The following is a 13,276-nucleotide window of genomic DNA, read 5'->3' as shown; positions in this document are numbered from 1 at the left end:
CGGTACCGAAGTCGAGCGAACAAGCCTGATGATCATCGTTGAATCAGCCTCCATTCTGGTGTTCGACTACCCCTTGCGTGCATCGAACGCGCAGCGGATAACCCTGTCAAATAACCGCCGGTCCGGCGGTCCGGCGACACGCCGGTTACCGAAATTCCTCCCACGAAATCCCCGAAATCAATCGGACCGGACCCCGACAGGGCGGCCCTGTCCGATTAATCCGGTTCAGTCTGTGACCCCGCACACTGAGCACTGCTACGGTATGCCAAAAGTGGCCGTACCAGTTCGCTAGGTCGAGTGCCGACGCGAGGTTCTGTGGAGGTGTTTCGACATGAAGGTGGCACACGCGCTCGAGGTCGTGAAGGCGTTGGGAGTGCTGCGGAAGCGCGGGGTCTCCGATCCGCGCAAACCGTTGGAAACGCTTCGGACGATGAAGGAATCGCAGATCTACGGGCCGCAGGCCACGCTGATCCGCCACGCCGCGCGCATCGCGCCGGACTCCCTCGCGCTGGCCGACGAAAAGGGTGAACTGACCTACGGCCAGATCGACAAGCAGTCGACCGCGATCGCGCGCGGCCTGCACGCGGCCGGGCTCACCGAGGGCACCGTCGTCGGGGTGCTGGCCCGCGACCATCGCGGCCTGATCCTGTCCATGGTCGCCGCGAGCAAAGCCGGCGTGCGGGTGGCGCTGATGAACACCGGGTTCGCCAAGCCGCAGTTCGCCGAGGTGTGCCAGCGCGAGCAGGTCAAGGCGATGCTGCACGACAGCGAGTTCCTCGGCCTGCTCGACGCACTGCCCGCCGACCTGCCGCGCTACCTCACCTGGGTCGATGAGGGCACCGAATTGCCCGCGGGCGCACAGACTCTCGACGATCTCGTCGCGGCCAACTCCAGCGAGGAACTGGCCCCGCCGAGCAAGCCGGGCGGCTTCATCATCCTCACCAGCGGCACCACCGGCCTGCCGAAGGGCGCCACCCGCGCCAAGGTGTCGCCGCTGGCCACCGCACAGTTCCTCGACCGCATCCCGTTCCCGTACCGGGGCGCGCAGGTGATCGTGTCGCCGATCTTCCACAGCACCGGGTTCGGCACCTGGCTCGTGGGCATGGCCATGGGCAACAAGATCGTGGTGCGCCGCCGCTTCGACGCCGAGGCGACATTGAAGTTGATCGCCGATCACAAGGCGGAGATGCTCGTCGCGGTGCCGACCATGCTGCACCGGATGACGGAGCTGGACCCGCAGATCCGCGCCAAGTACGACACCTCGTCGCTGAAGGTCATCCTGCTCGCCGGCTCGGCGCTGTCGCCGGAGCTCACCATGAAGGCCACCCAGGTGTTCGGGCCGGTCCTGTACAACCTGTACGGCTCGACCGAATGCTCGGTGGCGGCCATCGCGAACCCGGACGATCTGGCCATCGCACCCGGCACGGTCGGCCGCGCGCCGGTCACCTGCGAGGTGCGGCTGTTCGACGACAACGACAAGCAGGTCACCGCGATCGGCACGACCGCGCGCATCTTCATCCGCAGCGGGACGCCGTTCGAGGGCTACACCGACGGCCGCAACAAGCAGATCATCGACGGCTTCATGTCCAGCGGTGACGTCGGCCACTTCGACGAGCACGGCCTGCTGATGGTGGACGGCCGCGACGACGACATGATCGTCTCCGGCGGCGAGAACGTCTTCCCGCAGGAGGTGGAGAACCTGCTGCTGGAGCGTCCGGACATCTTCGACGCGGCGGTGGTCGGCGTGGACGACGCCGAGTTCGGAAAGCGGTTGCGCGCCTTCGTGGTTCCCGAGCCGGGCCAGAACCCGGACGGCGAGGAGATCAAGGCCTACGTCAAGAACAACCTGGCCCGCTACAAGGTGCCGCGCGAGGTGGTGTTCCTCGACGACCTGCCGCGCAATCCGACCGGCAAACTGCTGCGGCGGGTGCTGGTGGAGTACGACACCACCGCCTGACGGTCATCGGCTGGTTACCCACCGGTAGGAGCTGTTGAGATACGTGACACATCCGGTTACAGATGGTTGCTATTGTTAGCGGCAGCACTGGATCCCGTAGTCGCGGTCCGCACCACCCACCGGCTCCCCGGGTGGGACCGCCGGAAGGTTGTTGTCGATGGTTGTCTCCTTCCCCGCGTTGAGCGGCACTGCCCGCAAGGCCGGAACACTCGCTCTCGGCGTGAATGTCATGGTCAAGCGGCATCTGTTCAATCCGCTCCGGCTCGACCAGGCGGTGCGCTCGGCGATCAACGTGACCAAGCTCGGCCCGTTCGCCGGTGTCGCCATGCATGCCGCGCAGACCCGGCCCAACGCGGGAGCGATCGTCGACGAGGCCGGTGAGCTGACCTTCGGCGAGCTGAACGAGCAGTCGAACGCGCTGGCCCGCGGCCTCGCGACGCAGGGCGTGCGGCCGGGCGACGTGGTGGCGGTGCTGGCGCGCGATCACCGCGGCATGGTGCTGAGCCTGCTCGCGGCGGGCAAGCTCGGCGTGCGCACGGTGCTGATGAACACCGGGTTCGCCAAGCCGCAGTTCGCCGACGTGGCCAAGCGCGAAAAGGTGAAGGCAGTGCTGCACGACAGCGAGTTCCTGGACCTGATGAGCGCGATTCCCGCCGAAATCCCGCGAATCCTCACCTGGGTCGACGCCAAGGACAACGCCGATCCGGCGATCCCGACCATCGCCTCGCTCATCGCGGGCGAATCCACCGCACCGCTGCCCGCGCCCGCGAAGCCGGGCGGCATGGTCATCCTGACCAGCGGCACCACCGGTACGCCGAAGGGCGCGCCGCGAGACCGGGTGAGCCCGTTCGCCTCGGCCCAGTTCGTCGACCGGGTGCCGTTGCCGCACAACGGCACCATGATCATGGCCGCGCCGATCTTCCACGGCACCGGGCTGTCCCAGTTCACCCTCGGTGTCGCGCTCGGCAACCGGGTGGTCTTCCAGCAGCGCCGGTTCGACCCGGAGCTGACGCTGAAGAACATCGTCAAGTACCGGGCCGACTCGCTGGTCGTCGTGCCGACCATGTTGCAGCGCATCCTCGATCTCGACGAAGAGGTGCTGACCAAGTACGACCCGCGCACCATCAAGGTGATCTTCGCGGCGGGCTCGGCCATCGCCCCCGACGTGGTGACCCGGACGCTGGACTACTTCGGCGACACCCTCTACAACCTGTACGGCTCCACCGAGTGCGCGGTGATGACCGTCGCGACGCCGGAGGATCTACGCAAAGCGCCGACCACCGCGGGCAAGGCGCCGGTCGGGATCAAGATCGTGCTGCTGGATGAGAACCGCAAGCCGATCACGAAGCCGAATGTCACCGGCACCATCTTCGTCGACAACGGTTTCGCGTTCACCGGCTACACCGACGGCCGCACCAAGGAGGTCGTCGACGGCATGATGTCCAGCGGCGACGTCGGGCATTTCGACGCCGACGGGCTGCTCTACATCGACGGCCGGGACGACGACATGATCGTCTCCGGCGGCGAGAACGTCTTCCCGCTCGAGGTGGAGAACCTGATCGCCGGACGCGAGGACATCTTCGAGGCCGCCGTGGTGGGCGTCGACGATCGCGAGTTCGGCAAGCGCCTGCGCGCCTTCGTCGTGCCCGGCCCCGACTCCAAGCGGGACGCCCAGGAGATCAAGGACTTCGTCAAGGCGAACCTGGCCCGCTACAAGGTCCCCCGCGAGGTGATCTTCCTCGACGAACTCCCGCGCAACGCCACCGGCAAACTGCTGCGCAAACCGCTCATCGAGATGGACGTCGACGCGAGCTGAGCAGGTAGCCGACGGCTGGTCCACAGTTGCTTCCCCGGTTGTCCGCCGGGGAAAAGCGTGCAATCCGTCGGCTACTATCAGCGCGTGAGGAACGAGTTCGACCGGGTCGCTGCGGGACAACGCAGCGCCGTCGCGCGGGTGCGCGGCGCTTCGGCCGGAGCGACCTCGGGCACCATTTCCGTTGCGGCGCATGGCTGGGCGTCCGGTGGCATGCCGCCGAGCGGTACCACCCTCACCCTGCTCGTCGGCACCGCAGCGCTGATCGGGGCGCTGGTCGCTGGACTCGCGCCGCTGCGCGACACCGCGACCGGTCTGGTCGCCGCCCTGGTCGCCGGACAGTTGCTCGGCCACTTGACGATGGGTCTGGGTTCGGGCCATCTGCATCACGGCGATGCGCAGCTGACCCCGGCCATGCTCACCGCCCACATACTCGCGGCCGTCGCCGCGGCCGCCGTGATCCGCGGCGCGGAAACCGCCTACCGGGCCGGCACCGCGGTGCTGCGCCGGGTGCTGCCGCCTCGCCGTGCGCTGCCGTTCCTGCCGGAACCCGCGCCGCTGCGCACCACCCACCGCGACCGGGTCATCCTGCGCGTCTTCGCCGCCGAGTCGCTGCGCACCCGCGCCCCGCCGGTCGCCGTCGCCCACTGATCATTTCCGCACGCCGACCGACGGGTCGGGTGTGCGCGTGTGTCCAGGCGCACCGTCGACGACCCCTCGGCGCGTAGAGCATTCGCTCGCCGTATCCCCGCGACCCAGCTCTGCTTCGGCGTGGCCTTGCCCGGACAGCGCTATGCCTTTTGTCGACCCGGCACCCCGGCTGTGTGCGGCGCCCTCCCGGCCGACCGCACCGCCGGAACACGGGTCACCCGAACTTCAGAATCGAAAAATCGTGAGCACAACAGAAATAACGACGGACACCGCAACGCCGGTGGCCGTACCCGATTCCACCCCACCGACCCGGTCCCGGCCCAAAACCGCGGCCCGCAACGGGCTCAACGCACTCGCGATGCGACTGCATTTCTACGCCGGCGTCTTCGTCGCACCCTTCATCCTCATCGCCGCGGTCACCGGCGCCCTCTATGCGATATCGCCGACCCTGGAATCGATCGTGTCGCGTGACCTGCTGACCGTGGAGTCCACCGGCGGCGCGCCCAAACCACTGTCCGAGCAGGTCGGAGCTGCCGTCGCGACGCAGCCGGACCTTACGCTGAACGCCGTCTCCCCCGCGGCGGGCGCCGAGGACACCACCCGGGTGCTGTTCGCCGATCCCACCCTGGGCGAGTCGGAACGGCGCGCGGTCTTCGTCGATCCGTATACCGCTCAGCCGGTGGGTGATTCGGTCGTCTACGGCAGCTCCGGCGCACTCCCGCTGCGCACCTGGATCGACCGCCTGCACCGCGATCTGCACCTCGGCGAACCCGGCCGGCTCTACAGCGAGCTGGCCGCGTCGTGGCTGTGGGTGATCGCGCTGGCCGGTCTGGTCGTCTGGCTGCGCCGGGTACGCGCACGCAGGCAACGGAATTCGGCGCGCTGGCTGTTCGCCCCGGACCGGTCGCAGCAGGGCCGCGGTCGCACCGTCAACTGGCACGGCTCGGTCGGCATGTGGGTGCTGCCGATCATTCTCCTGCTCTCGGCCACGGGTATGACCTGGTCGACCTACGCGGGCGAGAACATCACCGAAATTCGCCAGCAGCTCAGCTGGACCACGCCCGCGGTCACCACCGCGCTGCCGGGAGCCGTTGCGCCCGTGCATGATCCGGGTAGCGACCACCACGCCGGACATACCGCCGCGCCCGCGCCCGCCAACGTGTCCGATCGGATCGTCCAGCTCGATCAGGTCTACCGCACGGCGCGCGCCAACGGCCTCACCCAGGCCGTCGAGATCAGTATTCCGGCCGAGCCCACCCAGGCGTTCGCGGTGAAGGAACGGCGGATGCCGGGCACGTACACCGTGGACGCGGTCGCCGTGGACGGCGCCACGGGCGCGGTCACCGATCGGCTCGCGTACGCCGATTGGCCGCTGATGGCCAAGCTCACCAACTGGGGCATTCAGTTCCACATGGGTCTGCTGTTCGGTCTGCTCAACCAGTTGCTGCTGCTCGCGGCGATGATCGGACTGATCACCGTGCTGGTGCGCGGCTACCTCATGTGGTGGCGCAGGCGACCGACCCGCAGCGACGCCGGGCGGCTCGCGCTGGGCCGGGCCCCGAAGCGCGGCGCACTGCGCCGGTCCTCGCCATGGCTGGTCGTGCCGCTGGTCCTGGTCGCGGTGCTGGTCGGCTGGTTCGCCCCGCTGGTCGGACTCAGCCTGCTCGCGTTCCTGGTCGTCGACGTGCTCGTCGGCCTGCGGGCTCGGCTACGCGCGGCGTAACCGGCTCGCCTCGGGTTTCCTCCCCGGATGACACGGTCCGGCCGCACGCGGTCGGGCCGTCTCGACTGGAGAGGAAACCCGCTGCACCCCGAGTGGGCTGGTGTTGTCGCGGGACTCGGGGTGCGGCGAGCCGAGCGTCGAGTGTCGGCGCATGGCATCTACCTCCATTTCTTATCGAATGGCAGAGTCAGGTGGGATCAGGCTTTGAGCCTGGCGATGAACGCCTGCAGATTGATCAGCAGCCGCTCGACCTTCTGCTCGGGGTTCAGATTCTCCCGATACCGGTTGCCCAGCGCGGGGGTCTTCTTGCCGCGCGCGTACAGCGAACAGTTCAGATCCGTGCACATGTAGGTGCCGATCGTGTTGCCGTTGCGCCCGGACGGACCGGCCTTGGCCGCGGTCAGCAGCGAAACCCCGCTACCGGTGTGCGTGGTCAGGCAGATCGAGCACATCTGTGCCCGGCCGGACCCACCGGTTTCGTAGCGCAGCGCGACGCCGACCAGCTCGTCGTCCAGCGGTACGACCAGATAGCACCGGCCCGGCAGCGACGGATCCGACCAGCCGAGGAAATCGAGGTCGTCCCAGGGACGCTCGTCGAGCTCGCGCGGTACCGGTAGCCGCTTGGCTTCGGACTTGGAACAGTTGATGAACGACGATCGGATCTCGCGTTCGGTCACTGGTTTCATGGCATGGCACTCCGTTTCCATCTCGTTGGTGTGAAACCGAGGAGACGTTACGTTCGCTAACGGCCCGGCGACAAACGTATTTCGCCGGAAATACCCGTTGACCTGCCCGCTGTGAAGATCGTCACCGAGCGCCGAGCAGCCCCGCCGACTCTGGTCCGGCGGGGCTTTCCGCTATGGCGTGTCCGACGGTTCTTCTTCGATTTCGGCCGCAGGCGCCTGCTCGGGCACCGCGACCGGGCGCAGCATCGCCCACGCGAGGAACAGCACGGCCACCACGGCCATGCCGATCCCGGACCAGAGGTTGACGTTGACGCCGCCGGTCTTGGCCTGCTCGGCGGCGGTGTTGTGCACCAGTCCGGTGATGACCAGGATGACGCCGTAACTGCCGAGGAGGGCGCCGACGATGGTGCGGATGTCGAAAAGCATTGCGGCTCCTTATCCGACGACGATGTTGAGGACGATGACGAGCACCAGGGCGATACCCGCGAGCAGCACCGGGCGCTGGTACCAGGGCAGCGATGCCTCGTCCGGATCGGTGCGCACTTCCTTGGGCGTCTCCGAATAGACCAGGCCGACGAGTTCGGCGACCGGTTTCGGCCTGGTCACCTGGGTGACCAGCACGCTCACCACGATATCGACCACGAAGGCGACGCCCGCGGCCACGAAACTCGCGCCCTGGCCCGACAACTCGAACACCTTGGTCTCGTGCAGGATGAAAACGACGATGGCGGAACCGGTTCCGCAGACCAGGCCCATCCAGCCCGCCGCCGGGGTCATCCGTTTCCAGAACATGCCGAGAATGAAGGTCGCGAACAACGGCGCGTTGAAGAAACTGAACAGGGTTTGCAGATAGTCCATCATGTTGCTGAAACTCGACGCGATGAACGAGGTGAAGATCGCCGCGACGGTGGCGCCGACGGTCGCCCAACGCCCGATATTCAGGTAGTACCCGTCCGGCCGATCCTTGCGCACATATTGCTGCCACAGGTCGTAGCTGAAGACGGTATTGAACGCGGAGATATTGGCGGCCATGCCGGCCATGAATGCGGCGAGCAGACCGGCCAGACCCACGCCGAGCAGTCCGTTCGGCAACACGTCTTTCATCAGATACAGCAGTGCCTGGTTATAGGTGGTGTCGCCGCTGAAGTCCGGATCCGCCGCCTTGGCCGCCTTGTATTCGCTCATCTGCGGCACCAGCACGGCGCTGATCATGCCGGGGATCACCACGATCAGCGGAATGAACATCTTCGGGTAGGCGCCGATGATCGGCGTACGCCGGGCCGCCGAGATGGAATGCGTGGCCAGCGCCCGCTGCACCTCGACGAAGTTGGTGGTCCAGTAGCCGAACGAGAGCACGAACCCGAGGCCGAACACGATGCCGATCACCGACAGGATGTTGCTGCCGAAGCCGCTGAGCGCGTTGCCGGGCCAGGAGTCCAGCTGCGCGCCGCCACCCGGCGAGGCGGTCACCTTGTCCCGCAACCCATCCCAGCCGCCGACCTTGTGCAGGCCGACCAGCGTGAGCGGCAGCAGCGCAGCCACGATGACGAAGAACTGCAGCACCTCGTTGTAGATCGCGGCGGACAGGCCGCCGAGGGTGATGTAGGACAGCACGATCACCGCCGCGATCACCACCGACAGCCACAGCGGCCAGCCGAGCAGCACGTTCAGGATGGTGCCGAGCAGATACAGGTTGACGCCCGCGATCAGCACCTGGGCGATGGCGAAGCTGAGCGCGTTCACCAGGTGCGCGCCGGTGCCGAAGCGCCTGCGCATGAACTCGGGGACGCTGCGCACCTTGGAGCCGTAGTAGAACGGCATCATCACCACGCCGAGGAACAGCATGGCCGGGACCGCGCCGATCCAGAAGTAGTGGAAGGTCGGGAACCCGTACTGGGCGCCGTTGGCCGACATACCCATGATCTCGACCGCGCCGAGATTGGCGGAGATGAACGCGAGGCCGGTCACCCAGGCGGGCAGCGACCGCCCGGACAGGAAGAAGTCGATGCTGGAGGAGACGCGCTGTCTGGCCAGTAAGCCGATGCCGAGTACGAAGACGAAATAGAGCGCAACCAAGGCGTAGTCGACCGGGTCCGCATCGAGTCGCAGCGTGGTCGCGGCCTCGAAATGGGTGGACGTCCGCGGCTCGGCGGCGAGCAGCACGGAGGTCAGAACGGGTGAATCGGCAAGCGGCACAGCGTCCCTCCTGGCGGTAAACCTGGCGTCGAGCGGGATCCTTCGTGGTACGAGATCGTGCGTCTACGGGTACTGCGTGGCGCGCGAGTCCCCTCGTCGCCGGCCGAATGGTGTCGGCCGACACCCACTCTGCGTGATTGTGCCTCACTCGCGGGCCACAATCGTGCACAAAGAACTCGGTCGGTCTCTCAGTCGATCCGGTGTGCGCCGGCCGCCGGGCCGACGACGAAGGTGCGCGGCTCGGCAAAACCCGAGTCCGCGAACTGTTTCCGGGTGGCGTCCACCACGGCGGCGGTGTGCGCGCGGTCGACGAGCGCGATCGCGCTGCCGCCGAATCCGCCGCCGACCATGCGCGCGCCGTGCGCCCCGGCCGCGCGCGCCGCGGCGACGGCGGTGTCCAGTGCGGGCGTGGACACCTCGAAATCGTCGCGCAGCGATGCGTGCGCCGCGGTGAGCAGCGGCCCGATCGCACGCGGATCCGCACCGCTGCGCAATTCTTCGGCAACCCGCAGAACGCGCGCGTTCTCCGTCACGACATGTCGCGCGCGGCGGCGCAGCACCGGATCGGCGAGCCGCTGCACGTCGGCCACCGCCGCGACATCCCGCAGCGCGGGCACACCGAGTTCGGCGGCGGCGGCTTCGCATTGGGCGCGGCGCTCGGCGTAGCCGCCGTCGACCAACTCGTGCGGCTGCCCGGTGTCGATCACCAACAGCTCCAACCCGAATCGGTCCAGATCGAATGGAATCTGTTCGTAGGCAATGCTTTTCGCATCGTCATCGGCGAGGAAGCCGCGGATGTCGAGGAACAGCGCGTGCCCGGCGGTGCACATGATGGAGGCGGACTGATCCAGCAAACCGGTGGGCGCGCCGACGTAGTCGTTCTCCGCGGCGCGGGCCAGCTCGATCAGCGCACGATCGGTGACGGTGGGCGCGAACAGGTCGCGCAGCGCGATGGCCACCGCGCAGGACAGCGCGGCCGAGGAGGACAGCCCCGCACCGATCGGCACCGCGCCGTCCAGTTCGAGGTCGACTCCGCCGACGGCGTGCCCGCGCCGTACGAACTCGGCGACCACCCCGAGCGGATACCGGGACCAGCCCGGCACCCGGTCGCGCTGGGCGGCCAGTTCCGCCGACGCGACCAGCACGGTCTCGCCCGGCCGCTGCCGGGACGTGACCCGCACCCACTGGTCCGAGCGCACCCTGGCCGCGCACTCGACCACCAGGGGCAATGCGATCGGCAATACGAATCCGTCGTTGTAGTCGGTGTGTTCGCCGATGATGTTGACCCGTCCCGGCGCCGCCCACGTCTGCACTGGTCCCTCGCTGTCTGTCGTGTCCACACCTATCCGTTCCGTCCGCCCACGTTACGAGACACGCCGTCGTAGCACTGGTTTCGGCCGTCGGAGGTGCGCGATTCCCCTTTGTGACGCAGAGTCGATTTTGTCGCATTACCGGCCTGCAAATTGGGCCGGGCTTTTTGGGAGGGCACTATGATTCACACCACCCCGCGCAGCGGTCCAGTGGGGCGGCGCGGCCGCCTGGTCGGACTGCCATGGATAGATCGGCTCCGTCCACCCCTGGGCAGACCGATCGCCGGGGCGCCGTTGACGATCGAGATCGGTGCCGCGACCGGGGCAGGCCCGACAGCCATGTCGGCCTTCGACGCCGCACTGCGCGACCTGGGAGTAGGTGATGCCAACTTGATCCGGCTGTCGTCGGTCATTCCGCCCGGGGCGACGTTGGCGCGCACCGGCCGCGTGCGTAAACCGATTCCATGGGGCGATCGCCTCTATTGCGTGTACGCCGTGCAGCATGCGCAGGAGCCCGGCGAGACGGCTGCGGCGGGCATCGGCTGGGTGCTGCGCGACGACGGTTCCGGCGCGGGCCTGTTCGTCGAGCACGAGGCCGAGACCACCGCGGAGGTCACCGCGCTGATCCGGTCCAGCCTCGACGACATGACCCGGCATCGACCGGAAACCTTCGGCCCCATCCAGCTGTGCACGACCGAGACCACCGCCGACGGCGGGCCGACCTGCGCGCTGGTGCTCGCGGCGTACCACACCACCCCGTGGGGGTTCCAGCGATGAACGACGTGCACATCACCATCGACACCAAGGTGCCCGACGACCAGATCGACCAGTTCTACGAACTGTACGAGGACGCGTTCGGCCCGCTGCGCACCAGAGCCATCGCCAGACAGGTGTTGCACCGCGAGGAATTCCGCGCCGAAATGATCGACGCCCGGGTACAGAAACACGTGGCCAGAACCGCTTTCGGCGAGCCGATCGGGGTGACCACGCTGACCAGACATCTCGACACCGTGCCGTGGATCAGTCCGGAATACTTCGCGGCCCGGTATCCTGAACATGCGGCGCGGGACGCGATCTTCTACATCGGTTTTACCCTCGTTACGCCAAGAGCGCGGCAAGGGGTCGCATTCCATGCCATGATCGAATCAGTTGCCCAGGTTTTGATAGCCGAACGCGCTGTGTTCGGTTGGGACATGTGCTCGTACAACAACACTCGGCCCTGGTTCACCGGCCACATCAAGTCGGTGCTCGACGAGTTGGAGCTCGAGGTTGCGGTGGAGGATACGCAGACCTACTACGCGGCCTGGTTCACCGGGGACGGAGCGACCAAGGGGGGCTGATGACAGTCAGCGAAGGGCCGCGGTCAGCAGGGCGGCAGCAATTCCGAACACGGTGGTACGCACTGCTTCTCGGGGGAAGCGCGGCCGCGATCATGGTGCACGTCGCGGTCGAGTCACTGGTGCTGACCTACCTGACGATGGCGATCATCCTGGCGGGCACGCTCGCGATGATCGGCATCGGCCTGTGGATGCACCGACCGGCGCGGCCGCTGCCCTGGTATCTGCTGTCGGCCTCGTCGGTGCTCTCGGCCACGGGCAGCGCGCTGCGCGAGACCTCCGAGCACGGCTTGCATCCGGTCGACGACGCGTTCACCTTGCTCGGATATCTGACCGTCGGACTCGCGGCCCTGATCTGGTTGCGCCCCCGTCAGGTACGCGGCAACTACGACCTGGTGCTCGACTCCGGGCTGATCGGGCTCGGCGCGCTGCTCGCGTCCTGGACCTTCCTGATCTCCCCCATCCTGCGCACCCACGACAACACCATGAACACCATGGTGGCCGCCACCTATCCGGTGCTGGACGCCTTGCTGTTGACGCTGATCGCACACTCGGTGGCCACCTCGACCCGCTCGGAAACCTCGCTGCGGCTGGTGCACATCGGGCTGATCGCCGCGCTCATCGGCGACCTCGGCTACAGCATGCAGGCCGCGGGCACGATCGCGGTCAGCCGCGACATGCTGATGGCGCCGCTGCTGGCCGCGTACGCGACCGGCGGCGTCGCCGCGCTGCACCCGACGATGGTCGGCCTGGGCAACCCGCGCCGGATCCACCCGCACCACTCCCGGCAGCGGGCCAGCTTCATCGCGGTCGCCCTGATCGTCGCGTCACTGGTGCCGGTGGTCGGGTCCTCGCTCGGCATGCTCGATCGCGTGGTGGTCTCGTCGCTGTTCGCGTTGCTGCTCATCGGGGTGCTGGTGCGCAGCGAGCGCGCCATCGTGCGCAGCTCGCGCAGTGAGCGGCGCGCCCAGCACCAAGCCGATCACGACATGCTCACCGGGCTGCTCAACCGCTCCGCGCTGTTACGCGCGCTGAATCGAAACAGCGAGCGGTGGGCCGAACAACCGCTCTGTCTGCTCTTCATCGATCTCGACGGCTTCAAGATGGTCAACGACAGCTACGGACACGCGGTGGGTGACGAGCTGATCGCGAACGCCGCCTCGCGCATCCGGCGCGTGGTGCTGCGCGACGACGTGGTCGCCCGCTACGGCGGCGACGAATTCGTGGTGCTCTCCCCGCTCGGCCGGCAGGAGGCCGCGACCCTGGCCGAACGACTGCTCGGCGCGTTCGTGCGGCCGTTCGAGCTGAGCGCGGGCGAAATCCCGATCACCGCGAGCATCGGCATCGCCTGCGGCTCGCCGCGCAGCACCGACTCCACCATCTACGACCTCATCCGGGACGCCGATTCGGCGATGTACCACGCGAAGGAATACTCGCTCGGTTACGCGTTCCACGACGACGCGCGGCATGCACCCGATACCGTGCGGCACCCTGGGCCCGATACCGTGCGGCACGCCGGGGCCGAGAGCGGGCGGCGGATCTGGCACGCGAGCACCAGATCCACCAGCACCGCGGTCTGACGGTCTACACCGTCGACAGCAGG

General features: G+C 67.6%; 11 protein-coding genes. 7 read left to right on the top strand and 4 right to left on the bottom strand.

Features of this window, described 5'->3' with window-relative positions; genetic code table 11:
* Positions 1-331 precede the first annotated feature (331 nt).
* The 4 genes from NBRGI_RS17245 (at position 332) to NBRGI_RS17230 (ending at position 6,144) form a co-directional block, all read left to right on the top strand.
* Positions 332-1,957 carry an acyl-CoA synthetase gene (locus tag NBRGI_RS17245; RefSeq protein WP_029897541.1) on the top strand — a complete coding sequence of 542 codons (1,626 nt, stop codon included), beginning with the start codon at positions 332-334 and terminating at the stop codon, positions 1,955-1,957.
* 157 nt (positions 1,958-2,114) lie between these two features.
* A complete protein-coding gene (locus NBRGI_RS17240; RefSeq protein ID WP_029897539.1) occupies positions 2,115-3,773 on the top strand; it encodes an acyl-CoA synthetase in 1,659 nt (552 codons plus the stop codon).
* Positions 3,774-3,857: 84 nt separating this feature from the next.
* Positions 3,858-4,421 (top strand): hypothetical protein, encoded by a 564-nt coding sequence (locus NBRGI_RS17235; protein WP_235210992.1) that lies wholly within the window; start codon positions 3,858-3,860, stop codon positions 4,419-4,421.
* A gap of 241 nt (positions 4,422-4,662) precedes the next feature.
* Positions 4,663-6,144, top strand: coding sequence for a PepSY-associated TM helix domain-containing protein (locus NBRGI_RS17230; RefSeq protein WP_029897535.1), 1,482 nt, complete (start codon positions 4,663-4,665; stop codon positions 6,142-6,144).
* 197 nt (positions 6,145-6,341) lie between these two features.
* Here the strand turns inward: NBRGI_RS17230 and NBRGI_RS17225 are convergent, their stop codons facing one another.
* From NBRGI_RS17225 to galK, 4 genes are all read right to left on the bottom strand, one after another.
* A complete protein-coding gene (locus NBRGI_RS17225) occupies positions 6,342-6,830 on the bottom strand; it encodes an FBP domain-containing protein (protein ID WP_029897533.1) in 489 nt (162 codons plus the stop codon).
* A 171-nt stretch (positions 6,831-7,001) separates the two neighbouring features.
* Positions 7,002-7,256 carry a hypothetical protein gene (locus NBRGI_RS17220; RefSeq protein WP_029897530.1) on the bottom strand — a complete coding sequence of 85 codons (255 nt, stop codon included), beginning with the start codon at positions 7,254-7,256 and terminating at the stop codon, positions 7,002-7,004.
* Between the two features lie 9 nt (positions 7,257-7,265).
* Positions 7,266-8,993: a sodium:solute symporter family protein gene (locus NBRGI_RS17215; protein WP_235210996.1), complete on the bottom strand. Its 1,728-nt coding sequence runs from the start codon at positions 8,991-8,993 to the stop codon at positions 7,266-7,268.
* Positions 8,994-9,214: 221 nt separating this feature from the next.
* Positions 9,215-10,366, bottom strand: coding sequence for a galactokinase (galK, locus tag NBRGI_RS17210; RefSeq protein WP_235210991.1), 1,152 nt, complete (start codon positions 10,364-10,366; stop codon positions 9,215-9,217).
* A gap of 150 nt (positions 10,367-10,516) precedes the next feature.
* On the opposite strand from galK, the gene NBRGI_RS17205 reads away from it, so the two are divergent.
* The 3 genes from NBRGI_RS17205 to NBRGI_RS17195 are packed head-to-tail and all read left to right on the top strand — an operon-like array spanning position 10,517 to position 13,253.
* Positions 10,517-11,113, top strand: coding sequence for a pyruvoyl-dependent arginine decarboxylase (locus NBRGI_RS17205; protein ID WP_228832419.1), 597 nt, complete (start codon positions 10,517-10,519; stop codon positions 11,111-11,113).
* Positions 11,110-11,676: a hypothetical protein gene (locus NBRGI_RS17200; RefSeq protein WP_029897521.1), complete on the top strand. Its 567-nt coding sequence runs from the start codon at positions 11,110-11,112 to the stop codon at positions 11,674-11,676. Before NBRGI_RS17205 ends, NBRGI_RS17200 begins: the two co-directional genes overlap by 4 nt.
* Complete coding sequence (locus tag NBRGI_RS17195; RefSeq protein ID WP_235210990.1) at positions 11,676-13,253, top strand: GGDEF domain-containing protein; 1,578 nt, start codon at positions 11,676-11,678, stop codon at positions 13,251-13,253. Before NBRGI_RS17200 ends, NBRGI_RS17195 begins: the two co-directional genes overlap by 1 nt.
* The last annotated feature ends 23 nt before the right edge of the window (positions 13,254-13,276 follow it).

The sequence above is a fragment of the Nocardia brasiliensis IFM 10847 genome (assembly GCF_000710915.1).
GTDB classification, from domain to species: domain Bacteria; phylum Actinomycetota; class Actinomycetes; order Mycobacteriales; family Mycobacteriaceae; genus Nocardia; species Nocardia brasiliensis_A.
Note: the sequence above shows the minus strand (reverse complement) of the source record. Positions and strands in the feature narration are given on the sequence as shown.

Coding starts and splice junctions, on each gene's coding strand:
- NBRGI_RS17225 (WP_029897533.1), bottom strand. CDS start 6,830: ATGAAACCAGTGACCGAACGCGAGATCCGATCGTCGTTCATCAACTGT.
- NBRGI_RS17200 (WP_029897521.1), top strand. CDS start 11,110: ATGAACGACGTGCACATCACCATCGACACCAAGGTGCCCGACGACCAG.
- NBRGI_RS17240 (WP_029897539.1), top strand. CDS start 2,115: ATGGTTGTCTCCTTCCCCGCGTTGAGCGGCACTGCCCGCAAGGCCGGA.
- NBRGI_RS17205 (WP_228832419.1), top strand. CDS start 10,517: ATGATTCACACCACCCCGCGCAGCGGTCCAGTGGGGCGGCGCGGCCGC.
- NBRGI_RS17245 (WP_029897541.1), top strand. CDS start 332: ATGAAGGTGGCACACGCGCTCGAGGTCGTGAAGGCGTTGGGAGTGCTG.
- NBRGI_RS17220 (WP_029897530.1), bottom strand. CDS start 7,256: ATGCTTTTCGACATCCGCACCATCGTCGGCGCCCTCCTCGGCAGTTAC.
- NBRGI_RS17195 (WP_235210990.1), top strand. CDS start 11,676: ATGACAGTCAGCGAAGGGCCGCGGTCAGCAGGGCGGCAGCAATTCCGA.